The organism is Acidovorax sp. K2F (assembly GCF_025246485.1).
Classification (GTDB): Bacteria; Pseudomonadota; Gammaproteobacteria; order Burkholderiales; family Burkholderiaceae_C; genus Acidovorax; species Acidovorax delafieldii.
In genome coordinates this window covers 44036-68654 of the sequence record NZ_JAOBSQ010000008.1, presented here as the reverse complement: position 1 = coordinate 68654, position 24619 = coordinate 44036, and the positions used below count along the sequence as shown (strand labels likewise).

Annotated in this window: 19 protein-coding genes; 17 read left to right on the top strand and 2 right to left on the bottom strand. The window is 62.3% G+C overall.

The window, feature by feature from the left end:
* The first annotated feature begins 104 nt into the window (after positions 1 to 104).
* The 4 genes from N4G42_RS03315 to N4G42_RS03300 all read left to right on the top strand — a co-directional run bounded on the left by N4G42_RS03315 (position 105) and on the right by N4G42_RS03300 (position 3641).
* Positions 105 to 1649, top strand: coding sequence for a sensor histidine kinase (locus tag N4G42_RS03315; RefSeq protein ID WP_260666162.1), 1545 nt, complete (start codon positions 105 to 107; stop codon positions 1647 to 1649).
* Positions 1639 to 2271, top strand: a complete 633-nt coding sequence (locus tag N4G42_RS03310) for a response regulator transcription factor (protein WP_260666161.1) — start codon at positions 1639 to 1641, stop codon at positions 2269 to 2271. The genes N4G42_RS03315 and N4G42_RS03310 overlap by 11 nt, the downstream gene beginning before the upstream one ends.
* 139 nt (positions 2272 to 2410) lie before the next feature.
* Positions 2411 to 2905, top strand: a complete 495-nt coding sequence (locus N4G42_RS03305; protein ID WP_260666160.1) for a GlcG/HbpS family heme-binding protein — start codon at positions 2411 to 2413, stop codon at positions 2903 to 2905.
* A 43-nt stretch (positions 2906 to 2948) separates the two neighbouring features.
* On the top strand, positions 2949 to 3641 hold the full coding sequence (locus tag N4G42_RS03300) for an ankyrin repeat domain-containing protein (protein WP_056059593.1): 693 nt from the start codon (positions 2949 to 2951) through the stop codon (positions 3639 to 3641).
* Positions 3642 to 3719: 78 nt separating this feature from the next.
* Here N4G42_RS03300 and dbpA read toward each other — a convergent pair whose 3' ends face one another.
* On the bottom strand, positions 3720 to 5138 hold the full coding sequence (gene dbpA / locus N4G42_RS03295) for an ATP-dependent RNA helicase DbpA (RefSeq protein ID WP_260666158.1): 1419 nt from the start codon (positions 5136 to 5138) through the stop codon (positions 3720 to 3722).
* Between the two features lie 93 nt (positions 5139 to 5231).
* Between dbpA and N4G42_RS03290 the strand changes: the two genes are divergently transcribed.
* Complete coding sequence (locus tag N4G42_RS03290; RefSeq protein WP_260666157.1) at positions 5232 to 7307, top strand: bifunctional diguanylate cyclase/phosphodiesterase; 2076 nt, start codon at positions 5232 to 5234, stop codon at positions 7305 to 7307.
* Between the two features lie 242 nt (positions 7308 to 7549).
* On the opposite strand, the gene N4G42_RS03285 is transcribed toward N4G42_RS03290, so the two are convergent.
* Complete coding sequence (locus N4G42_RS03285; protein ID WP_056059598.1) at positions 7550 to 8032, bottom strand: Hcp family type VI secretion system effector; 483 nt, start codon at positions 8030 to 8032, stop codon at positions 7550 to 7552.
* 769 nt (positions 8033 to 8801) lie between these two features.
* Between N4G42_RS03285 and N4G42_RS03280 the strand changes: the two genes are divergently transcribed.
* From N4G42_RS03280 to tssB, 12 genes are all read left to right on the top strand, one after another.
* Positions 8802 to 10781, top strand: a complete 1980-nt coding sequence (locus N4G42_RS03280; protein ID WP_260666156.1) for a serine/threonine-protein kinase — start codon at positions 8802 to 8804, stop codon at positions 10779 to 10781.
* A gap of 100 nt (positions 10782 to 10881) precedes the next feature.
* Positions 10882 to 11634: a PEGA domain-containing protein gene (locus tag N4G42_RS03275; protein WP_260666155.1), complete on the top strand. Its 753-nt coding sequence runs from the start codon at positions 10882 to 10884 to the stop codon at positions 11632 to 11634.
* 4 nt (positions 11635 to 11638) lie between these two features.
* Positions 11639 to 12115: a TssQ family T6SS-associated lipoprotein gene (locus tag N4G42_RS03270; protein WP_146191211.1), complete on the top strand. Its 477-nt coding sequence runs from the start codon at positions 11639 to 11641 to the stop codon at positions 12113 to 12115.
* 33 nt (positions 12116 to 12148) lie between these two features.
* Positions 12149 to 14251 carry a type VI secretion system-associated FHA domain protein TagH gene (gene tagH / locus N4G42_RS03265; protein WP_260666154.1) on the top strand — a complete coding sequence of 701 codons (2103 nt, stop codon included), beginning with the start codon at positions 12149 to 12151 and terminating at the stop codon, positions 14249 to 14251.
* A complete protein-coding gene (locus tag N4G42_RS03260; protein ID WP_108497271.1) occupies positions 14248 to 15036 on the top strand; it encodes a PP2C family protein-serine/threonine phosphatase in 789 nt (262 codons plus the stop codon). The genes tagH and N4G42_RS03260 overlap by 4 nt, the downstream gene beginning before the upstream one ends.
* Before the next feature lie 38 nt (positions 15037 to 15074).
* Positions 15075 to 15653: a type VI secretion system lipoprotein TssJ gene (tssJ, locus tag N4G42_RS03255; protein ID WP_233250246.1), complete on the top strand. Its 579-nt coding sequence runs from the start codon at positions 15075 to 15077 to the stop codon at positions 15651 to 15653.
* Positions 15654 to 15657: 4 nt separating this feature from the next.
* Positions 15658 to 16992 (top strand): type VI secretion system baseplate subunit TssK, encoded by a 1335-nt coding sequence (gene tssK, locus N4G42_RS03250; protein WP_260666151.1) that lies wholly within the window; start codon positions 15658 to 15660, stop codon positions 16990 to 16992.
* A 9-nt stretch (positions 16993 to 17001) separates the two neighbouring features.
* A complete protein-coding gene (locus tag N4G42_RS03245; RefSeq protein ID WP_199227674.1) occupies positions 17002 to 18345 on the top strand; it encodes a DotU family type VI secretion system protein in 1344 nt (447 codons plus the stop codon).
* Complete coding sequence (gene tssM / locus N4G42_RS03240) at positions 18342 to 21986, top strand: type VI secretion system membrane subunit TssM (RefSeq protein WP_260666150.1); 3645 nt, start codon at positions 18342 to 18344, stop codon at positions 21984 to 21986. The genes N4G42_RS03245 and tssM overlap by 4 nt, the downstream gene beginning before the upstream one ends.
* Complete coding sequence (gene tagF / locus N4G42_RS03235) at positions 21968 to 22708, top strand: type VI secretion system-associated protein TagF (protein WP_056059611.1); 741 nt, start codon at positions 21968 to 21970, stop codon at positions 22706 to 22708. Before tssM ends, tagF begins: the two co-directional genes overlap by 19 nt.
* A gap of 36 nt (positions 22709 to 22744) precedes the next feature.
* Positions 22745 to 23743 (top strand): type VI secretion system protein TssA, encoded by a 999-nt coding sequence (gene tssA / locus N4G42_RS03230; RefSeq protein ID WP_260666149.1) that lies wholly within the window; start codon positions 22745 to 22747, stop codon positions 23741 to 23743.
* Positions 23744 to 24049: 306 nt separating this feature from the next.
* Positions 24050 to 24598 (top strand): type VI secretion system contractile sheath small subunit, encoded by a 549-nt coding sequence (gene tssB, locus N4G42_RS03225; RefSeq protein WP_056059615.1) that lies wholly within the window; start codon positions 24050 to 24052, stop codon positions 24596 to 24598.
* Positions 24599 to 24619 lie beyond the last annotated feature (21 nt).

Below are 24619 nucleotides of genomic sequence, written 5' to 3'. Positions count from 1 at the left end.
ACAGGCGAGTCTGAAATTACACCAGAGCCACCTTAAGAACCTGTTCAGGATCTGAGCACCGTTTAATAGCAGGCCCCAGCATGCCCCCATGCCAGAATCCGCGCATGCTCCCCGCCTGGCGACGCCTTCTGCCCCGACACGCCCTGCACCTGCCCAGCCTGCTGTTGTGGGTGGCGGTGGCCTGCATCGGTTGCGGCTGGCTGGTGGTGGACCGCCTGCAGCAACTGCACGCGGCGTTTGAGACCGACGCGCGCATCGTGCATCGGCTGCTGAGCCAGCGCGTGGTGCAGCACGACGCCATCATGGCCACGCTGGCGCTGCTGCAGCCAGCCGCTGCGGTGGATGACCTGCACAACGCGGCATCGCCCCTGCCCCGCCTCACGTCGGTGTATCCGCAGATTCTGGCGGTGCTGCAGCGCTCGGCCCACAGCGACTGGCCGCCCGCACTGCAGGCCGAGCTGACAGCCGCCGAGGCCACCTCACGACGCACCGGCCACGCCGCTACGGCAGGCCTGAACCTACCCGCAGGCCGTTACTACCTGGTGCTGGCGGGCACGCCAGCCAGCTATGCGCTGCACATCGACCTGCGCACCACCATCCCCACTGACGAGTGGCCCATGGACATGGCCGCCAGCCCGGTGCGCGTGACGCTGGAGCAGGGCGGCACGGCCTTTGTGGTGCAGCCCGGCCAGGCCGACCAGGGCAGCGGCATCCGCACCTACGACTTTCACAAACTGCTGGCTGCCGCCAGCCAGCCGCTGGACGTGGTGGCCCGCCGCACCGTGGGCCTGCACGAACTGCCCTGGTGGCGCATGTTGGGCTGGTGCCTGCTGACCGCAGCGCTGTGGGCCGCAGGCCGCGCACTGTGGCGCCAGCGCGTGGCGCGCCAGCGGGCCGAAGAGCTGCTGCGCCTGGGCCAGGTGGCGCGGCTGAACACATTGGGCGAATTGGCCGCTGGCATGGCCCACGAACTGAACCAGCCGCTGACCGCCCTGCTGTCCAGCACCCAGGCCGCCCAGCGCCTGCTGGCCGACGACCCACCCGACCTCGACACCGCACAGACCGCCATGGCCCGCGCCGTGGAGCAGGCGCGCCGCGCATCCACCGTGGTGGGCCGCCTGCGCCGCCTGGTGGAGCGGCCCGACCTGGCCGGTCAGGCCCAGCCCCTGGCACTGCCCACCGCCGTGCAGGACGTGCTGCACCTGCTGGAGCCCGAGCTGGCACAGCGCGGCGTGGTGCCCGAGGTGTTGGCCGCCGCAGACCTGCCCCCGGTGCTGGCCGAACCCGTGGCCCTGCAACAGATCATCCACAACCTGCTGATGAACGCGCTGCAGGCGCTGGAGCAAGTGCCCCCCGCTGAACGCCAGCTGCACCTTGCAATGGCGCAGGCTGGTGCCGGACAGGTGGCGCTTTCGGTGCGCGACCACGGCCCCGGTATCCCGCCCGAAGCACGCCAGCACCTGTTCGAGCCCTTCTACACCACACGCAACGGCGGCCTGGGCCTGGGCCTCACGCTGTGCGAGAGCCTGGCGCAGGCCATGGGCGCGCATCTGAGCCTGGCGCCCGAAGCCACGCCCCCATCCGCCGCCCAACGGGGGGCTGAGTTTGTGCTGACCCTCAACGTCGCACCACCCACCGATGACCGATAGCGCCCCCTCCCTCTCGCCCCTGATCCACCTTGTGGACGACGATGCTGCCGTGCGCGAGGGCCTCTCCCTGCTCATCAGCACCGTGGGCCTGCGCGTGCAGACCTGGGCCGACCCGCAGTCCTTCATGGCCGGGTTTGACCGCGCCAGCATCGGCGCCATCGTTCTGGATGTGCGCATGCCGGGCATCAGCGGCCTCACGGTGCTGGAGCAGCTGCTGGCGCAGGGCGTGGACCAGCCCGCGATCCTGCTCACCGGCCACGGCACGGTGGAGATGTGCCGCCGCGCCTTCAAAACTGGCGCGGCCGAGTTTCTGGAAAAGCCGGTGGACGACGAAGTGCTGATCGAAGCCCTGCAAAACGCCGTGCGCCAGCATGTGCGCTCGCGCGAACGCCACCAGGCCGACCAGCAGGCGCGCGAGCGTTTTGCGCAGCTCTCGGCCCGCGAGCGCGAGGTGCTGGGACTGATCGTGGAGGGTCTGACCAACAAGGAAATCGGCCGGGCGCTCGAACTATCGCCCCGCACGGTGGAAACACACCGCGCCAACCTGTTTGCCAAGCTGGGGGCCGAGTCGCTGGCGCAGCTGATTCGGCGCTACGCGGCGCTAGTGGACGCGGCCGCGTGAGCTGCCCCTTGGCGGGCTTTCCGTAGTTCTACGGAGGCCCGCGCGTAGCCGCCCGAATGGCCGAAAACGGCGGCCATTTCTACAGTTCTCCCACGGCGCCACAACGGGTGGCACCGACCCAGAAACACCGGAGAACACCATGCAAAACCGCCTCGCCACCGTCGCCGCCCTCACCCTGTCCCTGATCGCCACCGCCGCCAGCGCCGAAGGCGTGCGCACCGAAAAGAACATGTCGCTGGACCTGGCCACGCAGATCGCCGCGCAAACCGTGGCCACCTGCACCGCCAACGGCTACGCCGTCACGGCCACCGTGGTGGACCGCGCAGGCACCTTGCGTGCTGTGCAGCGCGCCGACAACGCCGGCCCCCACACGCTGGAAGCCAGCCGCCTCAAGGCCTACACCTCGGCATCGGCCAAGAACACCACGCTGGCCATGATGGAAGGCGCGCAGAAGAACCCCGCTGCGGCCAACCTGGTGAACATCCCCGGCTACCTGCTGCTGGGCGGCGGCGTGCCGGTGAAGGTGGGCAACGAGGTGATCGGCGCTGTGGGCGTGGGCGGTGCACCCGGCGGCCACCTGGACGAGCAGTGCGCGGTGGCGGGCATTGCCAAGGTGCAGGACTTACTGAAGTAAGCCAGCCCAACCACAGGCACCTGAGCATTCAGCGGAGGCCCCCATGAAGCCGTGGAATCTTGTTTTCGCCCTGGCCGCCGCACTGGCCTGTGCCACCCCGGCCCAGGCCCAGGTGCCACCCACGGCGGCCGAAACAGCAGCCTACCAGGGCCTGCATGCCGCTGCGGCGCGGGGCGATGTGCCCAGGCTCACCCAGCTGATCGCAGCGCGGGCCGACGTGAATGCCCGCGATGGCTACGGCCGCACGCCGCTGCATGTGGCCACCTTTGCCCGGCAGGCCGATGCCATCCGCGCCCTCGCCCAGGCTGGGGCCGACCTGAATGCGCTGGAGAACGACCGCTACGACGCCGTGACCATCGCCGCCGTGGCCGACGACGAGGCCACGCTGCGCGTGCTGCTGCAGCTGGGCGCCAGCGCCAAACAGGTGACCAGCCGTTACGACGGCACGGCCCTGATTGCTGCTGCCCACCTGGGGCACGACGGCGTGGTGCGTCAGTTGATCGCCGCCGGGGCGCCGCTGGACCATGTGAACAACCTGCACTGGACAGCGCTCATCGAGTCCATCGTGCTGGGCAACGGCGGTCCGCGCCACCAGGCCACACTGCAAGCCTTGCTACAGGCGGGGGCCAGCCAGGCACTGACCGACCGGCAGGGCAACACGCCCCTGCAGCTGGCGCGCCAGCGGGGCTTTGGAGAGATGGTGCGGATGCTGGAGGCTGCCGCAGCACGGCGCTGATGCCGCCAGTGCAGGACGCGCGCCCACTATCAAATTGATAGCTATTGGCGCATGATTGACTAGCGCATCCGGCGCTTTTTACTCAAAGTCCTGGGTTCCCGTCACCAGGCGGGCCTTCACGGTCTTGCCCTTCACCCGGCCCTGGTTCAGGCGCTGGGCAGCTTGGGCGCCGATGGCACGGTCCACCGCCACATAGGTGGAAAAGTCGTTCACGTTGATCTTGCCGATCTGCTCTCGGGTGTAGCCCATCTCGCCGGTCAGCGCGCCCAGCACGTCGCCCGCACGGATCTTCTCCTTGCGGCCACCGATGATCTGGATGGTGACCATGGGCGGCACCAGCGGGCCGTTGCCGGTCGGTGTCAGGTCGGCCACGGGGAACCAGCGCGACTCTCGGCCCTGCAATTGTTCGATCTTGCCCACGCTGCCCATCTCGTCCAGGCTGGCCAGGTTCAGCGCCAGCCCTTCGGCATCGCCCCGGCCCGTGCGGCCGATGCGGTGGATGTGCACCTCGGGGTCGGGCGTCACGTCCACGTTGATCACGGCGGCCAGGTTGGCAATGTCCAGCCCGCGCGCGGCCACGTCGGTGGCCACCAGCACCGAGCAGCTCTTGTTGGCAAACTGCACCAGCACCTGGTCGCGCTCGCGCTGCTCCAGCTCGCCAAACAGCGCCAGCGCGCTGAAGCCCTGGGCCTGCAGCACGGCCACCAGGTCGCGGCACTGCTGCTTGGTGTTGCAGAACGCGATGGACGAATCGGGCCGGAAGTGGTTGAGCAGCAGCGACACGGCATGCAGGCGCTCGCTGTTCTTCACCTCGTACCAGCGCTGCTCGATCTTGCCCTCGGCATGCTGCGCCTGCACGGCGATCTGCTCGGGCGACTTCATGAACTGGGCGCTCAGCTTGGCGATGCCCTCGGGGTAGGTGGCCGAGAACAGCAGGGTCTGGCGCTCTTTGGGACACTGCTTGGCCACCACGACGATGTCGTCGAAGAAGCCCATGTCGAGCATGCGGTCGGCCTCGTCGAGCACCAGGGTGTTGAGCGCCTCCAGCGTCAGGTGCTGGCGCTCCAGGTGGTCCATCACCCGGCCAGGCGTGCCCACCACGATGTGCGCGCCATGCTCCAGGCTCAGCATCTGGCCGCGCAGCGGCACGCCGCCGCACAGGGTCACGACCTTGATGTTTTCTTCGGCGCGCGCCAGGCGGCGGATTTCAGTGGTCACCTGGTCGGCCAGCTCGCGCGTGGGGCACAGCACCAGGGCCTGTACCGCAAAGCGGCGGGGGTTGAGGTTGGCCAGCAGCGCCAGCGCAAACGCGGCGGTCTTGCCGCTGCCGGTGCTGGCCTGGGCGATCAGATCCTTGCCCAGCAGGGCGGGCGGCAGGCTGGCCGCCTGAATGGGCGTCATCGTGGTGTAGCCCAGCTGCTGCAGGTTGGCCAGCATGGCGGAGCTCAGGGCCAGCGCGCTGAAATCAGCGCGGGCTTGGTTTTCTTTGGAGGTCATGGGCCGATTATCCGGTGGGGGGTATCCGGGCAACTACCTTACGCCCCCGTCAGGTGTATCGGCTATAACAAACAGATACGTACCGAGCGGTCCATGCCAGACTCATCCAACGCAGCCAACACGCCAGGTCAAGGGGGTTCCAGCGACTCGCTGCTGCGCCTGATCGCCGACTCGGTCCCGGCCCTGATGGCTTACTACGACCTGCCAGGCCTACGCTGCCAGTTCGCCAACCAGGGCTACGCTGCCTACAACGGCCACAGCACAGAATCCATCCTGGGACTGACCGTGCAGGAGGCGATTGGCGACAAGGCCTGGCAGGCCATCCAGCCGTACGTGGAGCGCTGCTCACACGGTGAGCGCGTGAAATACACGCGCGAGCAAACCCTGCCCAACGGCGAGGTGCGGATGATCGAGGTCAACCTGATCCCGCATTTTGGCAACGCGGGGCTGCAGCTCGGCTCCTTTGTGCTGATCACCGACATCACCGAGCGTTGGCGCGCCGAGCGTGAGGTACGCCAGAGCGAAGAACGCATGCGCAAGTTCACCGAGGCCACGGACGAGGCCATCGTGTTCCATCGCGACGGCATCATCACCGACGGCAACGAGGCACTGTACCGCTTGACGGGATTTGCACTGCACGAAGTGCTGGGCCTGTCGATCTTCAACTTCATCAGCCCCGAGTGGCGCGCCACCGCGCTGGAATACACCCGCAGCGGACGGGAGGATCCGTACGAAGTCACCATCCGCCATAAGGATGGGCATCCCATCCCCGTCGAGGTCGTCGGCAAGACCATGCCCCTGCACCATGCCGACTACCGCATCGTGGTGGTGCGCGACATCACAGCCCGCAAACAGGCGCAGGAGCGCGAAGCCTTCATCGCACTGCACGACCCCCTCACGCAATTGCCCAACCGGCACTTCCTGATGGAGCAGCTGTCGCAGGTGCTGTCGCTGGCCCGCCGGCGGCATGGCCGTGTGGCGGTGCTGTTCATGAACCTGGACCATTTCAAGACCGTGAACGACTCGCTCGGCCACCATGCGGGCGACCAGCTGCTGTGCAACGTCGCCGAGCGACTGCGCCAGGGTGTGCGCGATGCCGACGTGGTCGCGCGCATCGGCGGCGACGAGTTTGTGGTGGTGCTGACCGACGTGCAGACGCCCGATGACGCGGCCATGGTGGCCGACAAGCTGCTGGAGTCCATGCACGGCGTTTTCACGGTCGATCAGCTGCCGCTCACCATCTCCCCGTCCATCGGCATCAGCCTGTACCCGGACCACGGTGGCAGCGCCGACATGCTGCTGCGCTGCGCCGATGCGGCCATGCAGCATGCCAAGGACAGCGGGCGCGGCAACCGCCAGTTCTACGCCACCAGCATGGAAGCCAGTGCCCTCGATGTGCTGCACCAGGAGCGCCTGCTGCGCGACGCCATTGCACGCAACGACTTCGTGCTGCATTACCAGCCGCAAATTTGCCTGGCCGACGGTTCGCTGCAAGGCCTGGAAGCGCTGGTGCGATGGCGCCACACCGAGCGTGGGCTGGTGGGGCCCGATGAGTTCATCACGTTCTCGGAGTCACGGGGCCTCATCACGCCCATCGGCCGCTGGGTGATGCGCGAAGCCTGCCGCCAGCTCAAAGCCTGGCAGGACCAGGGCCTGGCCAAGGTGCCCGTGGCAGTCAACCTCTCGGCCCTCGAATTCCGCCAGCGCGATGTGGCCGCAGAAATCGCGGCCGTCCTCCAGGAAACAGGGCTGGCACCGCAATACCTGGAGATCGAACTGACCGAGTCCGTGCTCATGCACCAGACTGGCCAGACCCTGAACACCCTGCACGCCGTCAAGGCGTTGGGCGTCGGCATCTCCATCGATGACTTCGGCACCGGGTACTCCTCCCTGGCATATCTGAAGCGCTACCCCATCGACAAGCTCAAGATCGACCGGTCATTTGTCACCGACACCCCCGGCAGTGCCGACGACGTCGCCATCGTCACCGCCATCATCCAGATGGCCCGCAGCCTGCAGCTCAAGACGGTGGCGGAAGGGGTGGAGACGCAAGGGCAGATCGCATTGCTCAAGGAACTGGGGTGCGATGTGATCCAGGGGTTTGTGGTGTCGGTACCGATGGATGAGACGATTGCGCGGGAATGGCTGGAGAGTAACGGTAGTGGGTAAAACCGTTTCCGACGGATGGACCGCCAGCCCCCCAGTTCTCGGTGAAATGGCTTAGCGGCAGCCAACGGCTGGGCCCGCTCTGCGGCGCTTGCACGCTCTCATTTCCTGCTCGCACATCGAATCGCGTCGATCTCACAAGTCACTGAGGCCGAGAGCGAACGCTTGCAGGAAAGCCGGCCCCCTACAGTACGACACTTGGATAGCGCTCACCCAAGTGGGCGCTATCACAAGCAGCCGTGCGTTCAGGCTTCCTTGTTTTCTTTGATGCTGAAGCCCATCTGGCTGGTAGCGCCCTTGCCGCCTTGGTTGGTCTGTTCGGAGTACTCCGTCTTGATCTTGGCAGCCTGGAACGCGTAGTTCACGACCACGGTGTCGCCAGAACTTGTACCGCTGACGGTCACGTTGGTAACCATCACGTCCGTCAGGGTGATCTTGCCGAATTCAATCTGCGTGCCACCGGCCTTGCACATCGAAATTTCTACCTGACCCAAATGCTTGCCCGTGGCGCAATGCTTGAGCACAGCGGGATAGCACTTGTCGATGTTGGCGACAACATTCAGGTTTTGAAAGTCAGCCTTACCGGCACCGGCACCACCACCAGAGGCCATAGAGTGCGGTTGGGTCACCCCCCAGGTAAACGACTCGACATCCGTCCAATCCTTGTGCGCTGCGTCTTTCGATTCACCGCTCGCACCTTCCACCTTCATAAAAATCGCAACTGTCATTCGGGTACCTCTCCTTGGTTCAAAAATGCGTTGCAGGTGCCGTTGCTTGAACGGCACACGCACGCTCTCAATTTCCGCAGAGGCAGCGTTGCGCCCCCACAGAATTCACGACTGAAGGAGAGGTACGAAGCTCACAGCCGGCATGCGAGACATGCGGAAACACTGTGCCATACGCAACCACTACGCTCACCTTGGAAACGTGTGTTTGTTTGTGCATATGGAGCTTCGCTTGCTTGAATTCCCCTCCCTCGCAAGCTTGTTGGCGGGCGGATGATACGGACGCCAAGCGCCCGGAGGGGTATCAAGTCACAGCAATTCAGCGGCTCTCAGCAACATTAGCAACAGTGTGTTTCGCAGCATCTGAAGTCGTGGTTTTGTGACGTTTTTTGCAATTTGTCCACGTTAGACTCGCCCGCCACAAACGCACTACAAGTAACTTGGCGATGAGTGCTCTTCAGGAGGCGAACATGACTGCGAAGGGTTGTGCCAACGATTGACTCTAGTGGCTTGGCGAAGAAACAAAAATGCCAGAGCCTTCCCCGTCAATCGAAAACGATTGAGGGCATTGAAAAAGTCTTCCATACGTCAGGGGCGCAGTAGTCCGACAAGTTGCAGCGGTCAAGCTGCGACAACGTAAATGGCATACACAGCGAGACAAGTCAGCACATTGCAAGAGCAGACAGCGTCAGCTCCGATTGCAGGAGCACTGAAGATCTACTGACCGCTTGGGAAAAGCCGATGAGGCGATGAATACACAGGGAGCCACGTGATGATTGAGACCGCAGGAGGTTCGGCAAACTGCCTCGCGCCGGGCGTCCATATCGGTGAATACCGGCTGTTGGACGTCATTGGAGAAGGTGGTTTTGGCATTGTGTATCGCGCCCGCGATGTGAGCCTTGACAGGATTGTTGCCATCAAGGAATACATGCCCGCCACGTTGGCGGGGCGTAAATCATCCAACGAAATCCACGTCCGTTCGCAGCATCGTGGGGCATTCGATGCCGGGCTGCGAAGCTTCATCAACGAAGCCCGACTGCTGGCCAAGTTCTCGCATCCAGCTCTGGTACATGTGTACCGATTTTTCGAACTGAACGGCACGGCCTACATGGTCATGCGCCATTACGAAGGGCAGACGTTCCGAGCATTTTTGAATGCCCAACAAGAACGCATGAATCAACGCATGCTGGCCGCGATCGTAGGCCCCATCCTCGATGTCGTCGAGATGCTGCATGCAGCCGATTGCTACCACCGCGATATCGCTCCCGATAACGTATTCCTGCAAAACTCAGGGATGCCTGTGCTGCTCGATTTTGGGGCCGCTCGGCGAATCATCGGTGACATGACGCAGGCCCTGACGATGGTGTTGAAGCCAGGCTTCGCTCCCATTGAACAGTACGTAGATGACGGCGCCATGCCGCAGGGAGCATGGACCGACATTTACCAAATTGGCGCGATGCTCTACCTAGCGATCACCGGGAAGCCACCAGCAACATCGGTCGCCAGAATGATCAACGATCCGGTGGCAGCTTTATCGCCCGCTGACTACCCAGGATACTCATCCCAGTTTCTGCGTGGAGTGGGTCACGCATTGGCGGTGAAACCTCAGGAGCGACCACAGACGATTGCTGCACTCAAGGATCTGCTCGGCATCACAACGTTCACCATGCCCATGCATGCGCCCTGGCACGATGTCTTACCAGGTGCTCAGGTGGTTACCTCTTCGCTCCCCCATCCAACGCTCGCAGCCTCGGACAACACGGGCCTGCATGAGTCGTTGAAACCCACTGGCGTAGTTGCCGAGGCCAACGCATCATTGCCGTTAAACCATTCGGCAGAACCCGCTCAGCGCGAGCCCGTTACCGCGATGGCCACCCATGCGAACCAGACACTTCCGCAAGCAGCAGTCGTCGCCAGCGACATCGACATCGACATACTGAAGTTTGCCCCCCAGACATCGTCTGCTGCATCAACTAGCAACGCCACAGCAACACCCCAACTGCCCGCGAAGCCGGACGCTCGAGAACGCCAAAATGCGGAGATCAGCAGCGATCTGCGACACACGCGCACACGCGCTTTGACGCTGCGATGGACGATTGCGGCCGTCGCGCTGTTCGTAGCCACTGCGTTGGTTCTGTGGTTAACCAAGCACGACGTGGCCGCGCACCAGTCCGCAGAAGAGATAGCACTGAATCTGGAAGACCAACATTGGAAAGAAGCACAAGCTGCGGGCTCTGCAGCCATGCTGGACTCGTACCTGAGCGCCTACCCGAAGGGCAAGCATCGCAGCGAAGCGATGGCCCTCATCAATCGTCTGGAATTTCTAGACCCGGTTGTCAGTCCGCCGCCAGCTGCCTTAGCGTCAGCACCCACCCAGCCTGTCGTTGCCGCGACCTCTGCGCCCTCAGCGTCAGAGCCGCCTGCAACAACGGCCCCAAAGGCTGTGGCGGTGGCAGCGACGACACCACCGCCTGCGCCCAAAGGAGATCCTGCCGTTGCAGATTCGGTAGTAGCAGCCAAGACTCCGCCAAAGACAGCGGGAGAAGTAGGGCGTGTTGTTCTGCGCGTAAGCCCATGGGGCCGGATCTCGGTGAACGGCAACTCTTTGGGAACCACGCCACCACTGACTTCCATCGAGCTTCCTGAAGGCTTGCATCGCATTGACGTGAGCAATCCGGCCGCAGCGCCAGTCACCAAGACAGTCCAGGTCAAAAAAGGCGAGCCGGTGGTGATCAGTCACCAGTTCGAATAATTCACGTCCGCGAGCGCCTGCTGTCGATATGCCAATAAACGCTTTACTGCGATGGGGAGCTTGTTGCCTGTGCCTGGGTCTAAGCACTGCAATCGCCTCGGTGGATTGCAACGAACCAAGCAAACCTGAAGCGGGGAACTCGGTTTCTTCGGCTGGACGTCAATATCTGGGACAGGGCATATCGCTCTACGAGACGCGAAAGCTGGAGCTGGCAGAAAAAGCACTACAGGCTTCACTGTTTGCAGGTCTGACAGATGGGCACGAGCGATCTACTGCCCATAAATACCTTGCGTTCATTTATTGCACCAATCGGGAATGGGCCCGGTGCGACACCGCATTCAACGCAGCTTTCGACGCGCGCCCTTCGTTCACGCTCGAAGCGTACGAGCTGCAGAACACGCCGTGGCGGGATGCCTATACGAAGGCATACAGCCAGCGCGGCGCAAAGTGCGGCCGGTCCTTGGCAAGTTTCAGCAACAGTCAAGGATCTTCCCCAGGGAATGGCAACGCTCTTACCTTTTCGCTCAACAGCACTGTGATCACAGCTATCACGCCGCTGTTGGCCGTTGCAGGCTATCCCACACCATCGTTCGACCCGACGTCCCCAATGGCACTGGGTTCGCGGAGGCCCATCCGCTCCGAGAACAACATTCAGCTGCGCGTTTCACCGTGGGCCCATGTGACTCTCAATGGAAAGCGAGTGGGCGTGACTCCTCCGCTCACAGAACTCAAGCTCCCCCCAGGCTCACACAACATTGAATTCAGCAACCCCGGCTTCGATACCGTGCGCAAAACGCTCAAGGTCGAGCCAGATCAACCGATCACGATCACCCATGACTTTGACGCGAGATAAATCCATGCGAAACCGTTACTGGAGCGCCTTGATCGTCGCCTGCGCCAGCCTTCTCCTGGCCGCTTGCGAAACAGCGCCAAAGCCCCCCGAGCCGCAGGTGGAAGCACCGCCACCACCGCCACCAGCTCCCGAGCCCGTCGCACCGGTGGATCCGCGCGCGCAGAAAGAGGCACAGCTGACCGAAGCATTGAACGCGTACGCAGAAGGGCAGTTCGATGAAGCCATCGTCAAGCTCACACCTCTTGCCGACGCCCCCGAGCTACCGCTGACATTGCAAATCAAGGCCCGCAAGTTCATGGCCTTCAGCCACTGCGCCGCAGGGCGGCCGCGCCCCTGCCGACAGCAGTTCGAACTCGCCCTCGAGCAGGACCCCACGTTCCAACTCACCGAGGCAGAAAAGGGCCACCCGGTCTGGGGCCGTGAATTCATCAATGCCCGCAATGCTGCGCGTTCCAAGCGCAACACCCGCAAGACATCCTGACGCTCCTCCAGACAACGCACGCGCAAATACGCAATGGACAAGATAGAACTGGTGGTCACACACGAAGCGGGTAGCCCGGTCTGCCGCTATTGGTCCGCCATCTTTGGGATGGCAGGCGGGACCGTGGGTCGTGCAGGGCAAAACAAGCTGGTATTGCCCGATGACGACGCGATGGTCGCGCGCGTGCATGCCATGGTCCGCCTTGACTCCGACCGAGCCTATATCGCCAATCTGTGCGAACGCCGCTCAGTGCGCGTAAACGGGCTGGAGGTGCTGTCCGGGCAAGAGGTACCGCTTGTACCCGGCACAAGCATAGGCATTGGTCCATATCAACTGCGCGCAGTCATTCCAGGGCAACACCAGGATGCGCAGGCTACCCAGGCGAAGGTCTCCCGCGCGTTCACAGAAGGCATCTCGGAGGCCACATCGGCAGCCGGCAGTGACACACAGCCGGGTACATCCACACCGAGCGCCAATGCCGCAACCTCGGCGATCGGGCTCGCCTCCCTGCCCAACCCCTGGGCAGACATACCAGACATCGTCGGAGGAGATGCACACCTGTCAGGCCTCTTGCTCTCGTCCCTGCCCGAAGCACCATCGCAGCACGATGCGGAGGCCAGCCCCTTCGCAATGCTTGGACGGGTCGAGGCCCGCTCTGCGGCAGCGCTCGTCCCTGAACGGTCCGCCACCGGGCAAGGGCCCGCCGCGGCACTGACAGTGGCGCAATCGGCCTCTGCCGCCCCTGTTGCGGACGGGCTGCATGCAGACATTCCGACGGAACACGCCCCACCCCACCCGTTCGATATTTCTGCCGCTACAGCCAGGCCCACACAGGCACCGCCGACAGCGCATCGAGCGATGGTCATTCCCGACGACTTCAACCCATTCGCAGTTGATCCCAGGGAGCAAGCCCTCCAGCGTGACCCCTGGAGCGGGAATCTTGCCGCCAAGAGCTTGGCTGAAGTGGTTCAACTCAAGAACGATGGCCTGCTCCAGGCATTGCCCAAAACGGGGCATTTCGCGGGCGAAATGGACAATGCTGCGCATACCGGGCTGCCCAAGCAGTTGGATCCAGCCATCGAACTGAACCCGCTGAAGCTCTTTCGTGAGCCCGGGGAGTCGATGTATGTGGAGCCAGAAGACCATGGCATGTCCCGCGGCTCGGATTTGGCCCAGGTGTTCAACATGCCCCGCGATGCCCAACGGCGCCATGCGACAGCGCTGCCAGCTGCGGTCGCCCATGGGCTCCCCGCCACCAACCGCCTCAACGTCGAGGCAACTCCGGTGGCTGCGCCGCCCGTTGAGTCTGTTGTAGAGGCAGGACTTCACGCCATGCAAGGGCTGGACTTGGCTCTGTTCGACGGCGGAGACGCTGCGCAGGCACTGCGGGAGGAGGACTTGCTGAAGATCGCAGATATCCAGCCGCCGCACCTATGGGAGAAGGCGATCCCCACGCACGCCACGCAGCCCGCGTCACCCCCTGCGCCGACACCGACCGCCGCTGACGCCCACGTAACGGCGCAGACAACGGTAGCTTCATCGGATGCACTCGCCGCTGCTTTTCTCCAAGGCGCGGGGATAGAGCAAGGCAAAGCACACGTCACCATCACGCCGGATTTCATGCGCGCTTTCGGCGAAGCACTGCGGGTAGCGGTACAAGGCTCTATCGACCTCCTCTCCGCGCGCTCGGAAATCAAACGTGAATTCCGAGCGGACGTCACGATCATTGCCTCCGGGGCCAACAACCCCCTCAAGTTCCTGCCGACGGCAGACGGTGTGATGCTGCAGCTTATTGGACAGACGTTTCCGGGATTCATGAAGCCGGTACCCGCAATGAAGGAAGCGTACAAAGACCTGGCGGTACACCAGATCGCACTGATGGCCGGCATACGAGCCGCCTACTCAGAAGCCGTGGCAAGCCTCAGCCCAGCAGAGCTAGAGAAGAAAGCTGCGGTAGCGTCTAGCCTGCTAACCAAAATATCCAGAGTGCATCGCAAAGCCGCCTTGTGGGACGACTTCCAGCAGCAATATGACTCGGTGCGTCGCCATGCAGAAGACGACCTCATGGCGTTCTCCGGGAAAACCTTTGTGAACGCATACGAAGCCGCCGCACAGTCTGCCGAGGAGCATTCGTGATCGCACATATCGCAGGAGAGTCGCACCGCCTGCGGCTGTCGGTATCGGCCATCACCGACAAAGGCGGCCGTGCCTCCAACGAAGATTACCTAGGCATGATAGATCTGGGATCGAGAGGCTTTTGCTGCACCCTGGCGGATGGAGCTGGAGGCCATGGCAACGGTGCGCTGGCCGCGCGCCTGACGGTGGACGCCGTACTCGGAGGTTACCGCGAGAACCCTATGTTTGCGCCAGCCAGCCTGGCATCGCTCATCTTTCGCGCCGAACATACAGTATCTGAAGAACAGCCCACCTCCGTTTCGCGGATGCACATGAGCGCCACCGTTGTCCTGCTGTGCATAGATCCGGTCACCGGCCGCGCGCTGTGGGCGCATTGGGGCGACTCGCGCCTTTACTGGTTCCGGGAAGGCCGGGTTCACCGCATGACCGAAGACCACAGCGTTGTGCAGCAGCTTTTGCACGCTGGCTTGTATGCCAACGGCGATCCCAGGTCGCTGCCCAATCGCAGTGTCCTGGCCGGTGCAGTGGGTGCCGAGTCGCAGGTACCGCCCACCGTGCTGCCTGAATCCGTGGAGCTGACAGAGGGTGACGCCTTTCTGCTGTGCTCCGACGGACTTTGGGAAAACCTACACGAGTCCGCGATGGAACAAGCGCTGCGGGCCGCAGAGCGGCCCGACGTCTGGCTACAGCACATGGCGGAAGCCGTTCGCTCCAAAGACCGTCCCCATCAGGACAACCTCAGCGCGCTGGCCGTGTGGGTATCCGCAAACCAGACCGTCAACTGAACTGAATCGAACTGCCCACTGAACGGGAGGATGCCGCCATGCAGATGACCAAGAAAGCCGTATCAAGGCGAACGATCCTGAAGACCACCCACTGGCTGTCAATGGCAGCGCTGCCTCTGTCCGGATGCGGCGTGGTGAACACACTCAATCGCCCCAGCGAGGCGCCCACCGGGGTGCCGCCAGCCGTCATCGAGATCATCGCCGAGCGCAGCCTGAACCCTGACGTGGACGGCATGCCCAAGCCCGTACTGCTGCGCATCTACGAATTGCGCACTCCCGTCACCTTCGAACGCTCCAGCTTCTTCGACCTGTTGGACAAGGACGAAAGCCAGCTCGGCGGCGACTTCGTGCGGCGAGAAGAGATCCTGATTGCACCGGGTGAGCGCCGCGTCATCGAACGCAAAGGCAACCCCGACGTGCGTGCCTTCGGTTTCTTCGCCAGCTATCGCGACCTCGAGCGCAGCACCTGGCGTGCACATGTCGATGCCCCGAACTCGGTGGAAATGCGCCGCCGCTGGTGGGGCCTTGGAGAAACACAGCGGCTCAAACCCGTTCACTACCTGGTCACGGTCTCGCGCGACGCCGTACGGGTTCAACATCAAATCACTTCAAGGTAGAACCATGGTTTGGCAACGCAAGGTGGTGTGGGCGGAAGGGATGTTCCTGCGCCCTCAGCACTTTCAACAACAAGAGCGACACCTGGACTTTCTGATCCAAGGGCGCAGTCTTTCCGCCCAGCCTTTCTACTGGGGGTTTTCAGAGCTGACCCTGGACACCCAGATGCTGGCCCTCGGCAAGGTTGCACTGATCTCTGCGCAAGGTGTGCTACCTGACGGCACGCCGTTCAGGATCCCGGATGTGGACGATGCCCCACCACCGTTTGATGTGGGGAAGAACACCAAAGACACGCTGATCCATCTGTCACTCCCGCTGCGGCGGCGTAGCGGCGCAGAAGTAACCCTTGCCGACGACGACGCAGGCATGACGCGTTACCAAGCGCAGGTGCTGGAAGTGGCAGACATTAACGACGTTGGCGCGCAGCCGGCGGAGGTGCAGTTGGGCATCGCCCGGTTCAGCCTGCGCACATCACACGATCTTTCCGACGGTTGGGTATCTCTGCCCGTGACCCACGTGGTGGAACGCAAGGCGGATGGAGCAGCGTTGCTGGACAAAACCTTCATCCCGACTGTCGTCAACAACTCTGAAACCTCCGCACTATTCGCGTTTTGCCGAGAACTTCACGGCCTGTTGCGCCAGCGGGGCGTCGCGCTGGAGGAGCGGCTGATCCAGCCAGGGCGCGGCGGTGTCGGCGAGGTGGGTGACTTCCTGATGCTGCAGTTCATCAACCGATGGGAGCCCGCGGTAGAACATTGGGTCAGGATTCGCAGCATTCACCCTGAGCGCCTCTTCGATGACCTCCTGAAAATGGCGGGCGAGCTGTCCACCTTCACCCGCGAGCAACGACGCCCCGCGCCACTGCCGGCTTATGACCACGACGACCTGCGCAGCTGCTTTCCGCCCTTGATGCTGGAACTGCGCCGCGGCCTTTCGTCGGTGCTTGAGCAAAACGCTATCCAGATCGAGCTGCAGGAGCGGCAATACGGCGTTCGTGTAGCCCTCATCCCGTCCACCGAGCTGCTGACCACCTGCGATTTCGTGTTGGCAGTACACGCCCAGACCACGGTGGAATTCCTGCGCACCCACTTTCCCACCCAGACGAAGCTGGGGCCTGTCGAGAAGATCCGGGACCTCGTCAACCTCCACCTGCCGGGCGTCACCCTGCGATCGCTGTCCGTGGCTCCACGCGAAATCCCCTATCACGCGGGGTACTCCTATTTTGAGGTTGACACCACACACGACCTGTGGCGCCAGCTCAACAGCTCAGGGGGCCTAGCCATGCATGTCTCGGGCGAGTTCCCGGAGCTGGAGTTGGAATTCTGGGCGATCCGCAGATAAGAACAACCCATGTCGATCCCAATCACGGACAACGTTTTCGCGTTCAGCGCCAGTGACCATACCGAGCATGGCGCACTCGGAACGCCTGAAATATCCATACCTGGAGCAGGCGCCCAGAACATGTCACGCACCAACCTGCCCGATGTGGTCAGCGGTGGCAATCCACTGGTGGCATCCGCGAACGTACTGCTAAATCTTGTGCCGCAGATCCGGGCGATGGCCTCCAACGCGGACCCTGAAGGCTTCCAGCGCCTGCTACTTGCGAACATCCGCGAATTCGAGCGCAGCGCGGGCGTCGCGGGCGTTCCGATCGAGACTGTTATCGGGGCAAGGTACTGCCTGTGCACCGTGGTGGACGAGGCTGCGGCGCAAACGCCTTGGGGCGGATCTGGCGTTTGGCCCAAGTTCAGCCTTCTGGTTGCGTTGCACAACGAAACCTGGGGGGGCGAGAAGTTCTTCCAGCTGCTGGCCAAGCTGGTTCAGACACCCCACCAACACATCGACCTGATCGAGCTGATGTACTTCTGTCTCATGCTCGGTTTTGAAGGACGATATCGCGTGATCGAGAACGGGCGAAGCCAGCTGGAAACGCTCAAGGCGCGGCTGTTGGCTCTGATCGAGAGTACACGTGGCGATCGCAGCGGCGCACTATCACTTCACTGGAAAGGCGAGGAACGCAAGGCGGCGCCTCCGTGGACCATGGTGCCGCTGTGGGTAGCTACAGCACTCGCGCTGCTGCTCGCGTTCGCCCTCTTCCTCTGGTTCAGCTACCGACTCGCAGCCCAGTCTGACGCGCTGTTCACCTCCATCAACGCTATCCGATTCCCCAGAGCCATCGCGGCCATGGCGAGCGTGGACAAGCCCAGGCTGCGCCAATTCCTCGAACCTGAAATCCGCGAAGGTCTGGTCGAGGTCATTGACCAGGCGGACCGCAGCACCATCATCCTGCGCGGCGACGGCTTGTTCGAACTGGGCTCCAACGTGGTCAAACCTCGCTATGTGCAGGTGGTTCAGCGCATTGCCACCGCCTTGAACGAAGTGCCCGGCAAGGTGGTCGTGAACGGCTACACCGACAACTCGCCCATTCGCACGGCCAGGTACCCATCCAACTGGCACCTCTCCCAAGACCGAGCTCGGTCCGTCTCTGACATGCTTCTGAGCACGGTTCGGGACAGTCAGCGCGTGCAGGCTGAAGGCCGTGGAGAAGCGGATCCTGTGGCGCCCAACACCACAAGCGAAGGCAAGGCGAGAAACCGACGCGTAGAAATCGTTCTGCTGGTCGCACCGCAGGTACGTGACAAGGAATTGCAGCTCAGCGGTAATGCCCCGCGGACTGAAAGCATCAAGAAATGAGCATGCTGAGACATATGGCAGCGTTGCTGTTCAATCGTTTTACTCTGGCCTTCATCGGTCTGGTATTGCTGAGTCTGGTGATCTGGTTCATCGGCCCTTTGGTTTACATCAAGCCGTATCAGCCACTGGAAAGCGAAAACGTGCGCTGGGCCCTCATCGCCGCGCTATTCACCATCTGGGTGATCAAGCTACTCTTTCACTGGTGGCGTGCCAAACGCATGAACGACAAGCTCATGGGGCAGATCGCACGGATCACTGCTGGCAGTGATACCCCCCAAGAACTTGCACCTGGTCAAGAGGAGGTGACTGAACTGGAGGGGCGCTTCAAGGAGGCCGTAGAGGTTCTTTCCAAGACTCGCTTTGGCACTACCGAAAGCGGCCTGTTAGGCCGCTTCACCAAGCGCTACGTGTACCAGCTGCCCTGGTACCTGATCATCGGCTCTCCAGGATCGGGCAAGACCACGGCACTGGCCAACTCGGGGCTCGACTTTCCACTGGCCGAACAGTTCGGCAAGGGCTCAATCCGAGGCGTGGGCGGCACACGCAACTGCGACTGGTGGTTCACAGACCAGGCCGTGCTGCTGGATACCGCCGGCCGGTACACGACGCACGACAGCGATGTCGTGCAAGACAAAGCCGCCTGGTCGGGCTTTCTACAGCTTCTGAAGCGCTTTCGCGGTCGGCAGCCCATCAATGGCGTCATCGTGACGCTCAGCGTACAAGAGCTCTTGAGCAGTACCGAAGCGGAGCGCGCGCGCCTCGCCAAGACCATCGGTGCGCGGCTCGGGGAGTTGTGCGATGAACTGGCAATCAAGTTCCCGGTGTACGTACTGATCACCAAGGCCGACCTGCTGGCGGGCTTCAACGAGTTTTTCGGCCAGATGACGCGCGACGAGCGCGCCCAGGTGTGGGGCTTCACCCAGCAATACCGAGAGAATGTGCCGTCCAACGATGACCCTACGGCCCAGTTCACTGCAGAGTTCGACGCGCTGGTGGCACAAATCAATCGCCTGTTGCCCCATCGCCTGCTGGCGGAACCGGATCTTGCCCGGCGTGGACTGATCTACGGGCTGCCCCAGCAGTTTGTGGGCCTGCGCGAACTGGTGCACCAAACGTTGCAGGAGGCTTTTTCATCCTCGCGCTTCAAAGAGAAGCCCCTGTTCCGTGGCGTGTATTTCACCAGCGGTACGCAAGAGGGCATGCCCTTTGACCGTGTGCTGTCGGCACTCAAGCGGCGGTTCGCCATCGCCACCCCGCTGAAGCCTGGAGCAGGGCAGCAAGGCAAGAGTTTTTTCATCGAAACCCTTTTCAAGGGGGTGATGTTCAACGAAGCGGGGTTGACAGGCCGCAACGCCAAGAAAGAGCGGCAGCTCCGACTGCTGCAGGCTGGCGGTCTCATCGGCTTGGCTCTGGCACTGAGTGGTGCTGCGCTGGCCTGGGGCATCAGTCACCAGAACAACCTTGGGTACCTGGAGGAAGTAAAGACCAGTGTGGGCACCTTGCGACAAGCGGTCGAAGAGGCCAAAACGGGCGACCCGGAAAATGTGGTGGCGCTATTACCGATGCTAGACCATGCGGAATCCCTCGCCGTCAGTGAGCGCTACACAGGCTCGCCACCGCTGAGTTGGCGTTGGGGCCTGCTGCAGGTCCCGAAAGTAGAGACAGCAGCAGACACCACCTACCTGCGCCTTCTGGAAGATGCGTGGCTGCCCGGTATCGTGCGGCAGTTGCGCCGCTCGTTGCAGCAAACCTCGACAAGCAACCCCGAGGCCAGCTACGAAGCGCTGAAGGCATATCTGATGATCCATGACTCCGATCGCTTCGACGCCCGAACGGTGAAGGCATGGATCCGGCACGAATGGGACGCCAGCCTGACGCCGCAACTGCTGCAGGCGGGCGTGGGCGATCGCCTATCTCACCATCTGGACCGGCTCATGGACGAACGCGTGGTGATATCGTCAACCCCGGTCGACACCGCACTGGTGGCGGAGGTACGCCAACGCCTGGCACAGATGTCCCCAGCGCAGCGGGCATATAGCCGCTTGAAGCAACTGCTGATCACGGGCAATAACCTCCCAGCAGACTTCAGCGTCGTGCGGGCCAGCGGCCCCGAAGCACCCCAGGTGTTCAGCCGCCGCAGCGGCCGGCCACTGACGCAGGGAATATCCGGACTGTTCACCTATGACGGATACCACGGTGTGTTCCTGCACGAGCTGCCCAAGGTCACAACGCTGCTGTCCAAGGAAGAAGGCTGGGTGCTGGGGCAGGCGGACGGCAAGCGCAGCACCGCTCAGGAGGTATTGACCGGTCAGGTCGCCAACGAGGTGAAACGCCTGTACCTGATGGAGTACGCCAAGCTATGGGAGGACTATCTGGCCGACGTACGCCCCACCCGCATCGGATCACTGGACCAGGCAGGGGAGCAGGCTCGCCTGTATTCATCTGCCAATTCGAGCCTGGAACAGTTCATTCGCGCCGTCGCCAAGGAGACGACGCTTGCACGTCGCCCCGATGCAGATGCCGATAGCAGCGGCGCCAGCACCAGCAGCTGGCTGGGAGATAAGCTGAACCGCATTCGCGAGGAACAGCGGCAGCTGAGCAGGCTGACCGGTAAGCAGGTCAACGTGGGGGGCCTTACGCCCAGTGGAACGCTCGAAGCCGACATCGTGGACTTCCGCTTCCGCGAATACCGCCGGCTCGCGACCAGCAACGGGTCGGGCCCTTCGCCACTGACACAGAGCCTGCAGGTACTCAACGAGGCATCTGCCGTGATCGCATCGGCGCGACAGCAGGTGAAATCGGGTGGCACCATCCCGCCGACGCTGTCGTCGACCCTTGAAAGGGTGCGTGCAGAAGCCAAGCGCCTCCCTCCGCCTCTCAACCTGATGTACACCGATCTGGCTGAAGCGACATCCACCCTGGTCGGACGGGACGTACGCAGCACCATTGGCGGTAATCTGAACGCGACCATCGGGGACTTCTGCCGCCGCGCCGTGCTGGGCAGATACCCCTTCACACGCAGCGCAGGACGCGACGTCACCGCTGATGATTTCGCCAAACTGTTCGCCATGGGTGGCGTCATGGACGATTTTTTCCGCAGCACGCTACAGCCCATGGTCGACATATCCGCTTCCGCCTGGACCTTCAAGCAGGGTGTGGACGGAACGCCGGTCGGAGGATCTGCGTCGCTGGCATCCTTCCAGAAAGCGGCCACCATCCGCGATGTCTACTTTCGGGCAGGAGGCAAGGCCCCCGGTATCCGTCTGGACATCAAGCCCATCGAGATGGACGCGGCCATCTCGCAGATGGTCTTGGACGTGGATGGAGACGTGCTTCGCTACCAGCACGGGCCGCAGATCCCTAAATCCATGAATTGGCCAGGCACGCGGGGCACAGGCCAGGTAAGGCTGCAGATCACGAGCACCAACGGTGAAAACTCGGGATTGGTAACGGAAGGTCCATGGGCGCTACATCGGCTATTTGACCGCGCACAGCTCCTTCCGGGCAATGCGCCGGAGAAGTTCTCCGCGATCTTCAACGTAGATGGGCGCCGGGTACGGTTTGAAGTCACTACCAGCAGTGTGTTCAATCCATTCCGCCTCAAGGCGATGGAAGAGTTCGAATGCCCAAGCAACCTTTGAGCAACGACCTCCGCAGCATGCTGGCGCCTTCTTCTGTCGCCTGGTACGGCAAATTGCCAAGCCTGGGTGACTTCGTGGGCAGGCGTATGCCGCATGCCCTCAGTAGCGAGTGGGATGCGTGGATGCGAGAGGGGATGGAACAACTGCGCCGGGCAGACGGTGCAGGCTGGTCGGATACCTTCGTGAACGCCCCGTTGTGGTTCTTCATTGCCTCTTTGAGCACACAGGGCTCACCGGTAATTGGCGCACTCGCGCCCAGCGTGGACCGTGTCGGGCGCTATTACCCACTCACCGTGATGGCAACGGCGCCGCATGCGGGTTGCCCATTTGCAGACGACCTGCAGGTCAAGGCATTCCTCGCGGGAGCGCGCTCTGCCATTGTGGAGGCACGACGCCGCGCGCTTTCTGTGGATGACTTGGATCGACGTGTCAGCCTGTTGCCCAACCCCTTCGGCACCACACTGCCCAGCGAGCGCGAGCCATCTCTCATCCAAGACATCCTGTCGGACCTCCACGAGGCTTCGCAAGCTCACCAAGCAACAGCAAGCGATCTCGCTGAAAACATCACGCTGCCTGCAGGCGAATGGAGAGCGCACACGGCTCTCTTTGGCGAGCAAAGCCTGTGGTGGATATCTCCCACCCATCGCCTGGAATCCCAGGAACTGGTGCATCACGGCAAGGCCGACCGCTGGCTCTTCGCTCAATTGTTCTCCAAACATTGACTGAACCCGCCTTCCCTGGATCAAGGCCCCTTCACCATGACAAACCTCGACGAACTCCTGAACGAAGCTCCCTCCGCGCCTCCGTGCGGCCCCGAGATGACCTATGCGGCGGAATTTCTGGCGTTGGAGCAATTGGCCCGCGGAAAGGTCGAGCAGCAGTACGGCGACACCATCATTCCCGCCGAAGATCCCGACTGGCAATCTGTGGAAAGCAATGCCTTGCAACTGCTAGTGCAGAGCAAGGACATGCGAATCGCCGGACTGCTGTGCAGATCCTGGACAAACACCGAAGGGCTCATCGGTCTGGCCCGCGGATTGGAGTTAATGGGAGCCCTCCTGGCAAAGTACTGGGACGACATTCACCCGCTGCCTGAAGACGGCGACTATTTCATGCGCATGAACGCCGTTGCCATGCTCAACGACGTGACCGGGCTGCTGCGCGAGTTGAGGCAAACGGAGTTCCTCGCCTCCAATTTTGGTCACTTCACAGTACGCGACGCAGAAGTGCTGGCGCGCGGACAGCGTGCGGAATCCAATGCACAGCTCACCATGGACCAACTGCGGCTGGGCATGGCTCACGCCGTGGAACAAGGGCACGCCCTGCTTGTCGCGGTCCCCCGAGCGAAAGAGGCGCTAGAACAGCTAATGCGGTTGTGCGACGACAAGCTGCCCCACCACCAGCGGCCCGACATGGGCAACATTCAATCATTGGTAGCGCTGCTCCACAGCCTTCTGCCCAAGTCAGAACAAGCCGCTGCCGTTTCCAAAGGACCAGGCGACGGACCAGATGTAGTTGTCACCGCCGTGCCAGCCGTCGGCCAGGAGATCAAGACCCGGGAGGATGCGATCAGACAGTTGGTCAAGATCGCCGAGTTCCTCGAATCCACCGAGCCCACCAACCCCGCCTCGCTCCTGATTCGCCGATCCGCAAAACTGATGGGCATGAGCTTCATCGACCTCCTTCGCGAGCTCGCACCACAAAGCCTTCAGCAGATCGAGTTAATCACAGGAGTCCAGCCTGAACAGACCTCTTGAACTACGAACTGTAACAGTGGCTGCGCAGGCAGATCGGATACTGAAATACAGAAACAGTAGCCCCGTTCAACGCATACAGGCTCCACGAAATTGTGGACTTGCCCACCTCCCAGTGGAGATTCTTCGAAGCATGCGCGTCATGGTCACCCCAAGGGCTGTGTGCGACAAAAAGACCGTCCAGGAACGACTCGTTTCAGCCACGACAAACCGTAGCGAATTCACACAACTTTGTAAGCATTTGAACCGGCAACCACGAGGTCTCGGCCAAAGGTTGATCGAACCAGACAACTTGAGAGAGAGGTAAACATGTCAATCACCAAAGTGGGAAAAAGCGGGCAGAAGTTCATCGCACGAAACCGGGCGCCACGCGTGCAAATTGAGTACGACGTGGAAATCTATGGGTCGGAGAAAAAGGTGCACATTCCCTTTGTCATGGGCGTGATGGCCGACCTGTCCGGAAAGCCGCTTGAAAACTTACCGGAAATCGCCGATCGCAAATTCCTGGACATCGACATCGACAACTTCGATGCCCGCATGAAATCCATCAAGCCTCGCGCTTCCTTCCTGGTGCCCAACACACTCACTGGTGAAGGCTATTTGAGCGTGGATCTGACGTTTGAAAGCATGGATGACTTCTCGCCTGCCGCGGTGGCCCGCAACATCGGCCCACTCAACACACTGCTGGAGGCTCGCACCCAACTCCATAACCTGCTTTCGTACATGGACGGTAAGCAGGGAGCAGAAGAGCTGATCCGCAAGGTACTCCAGGACCCTGCACTGCTCAAGTCACTGGCTGCGAGTGCCAAGCCCGCCGCAGAAGCCGCTGAGACGCCAGCTCAAAACGACGCCGCCTGAGACATCCCTGCCAACGGAGAT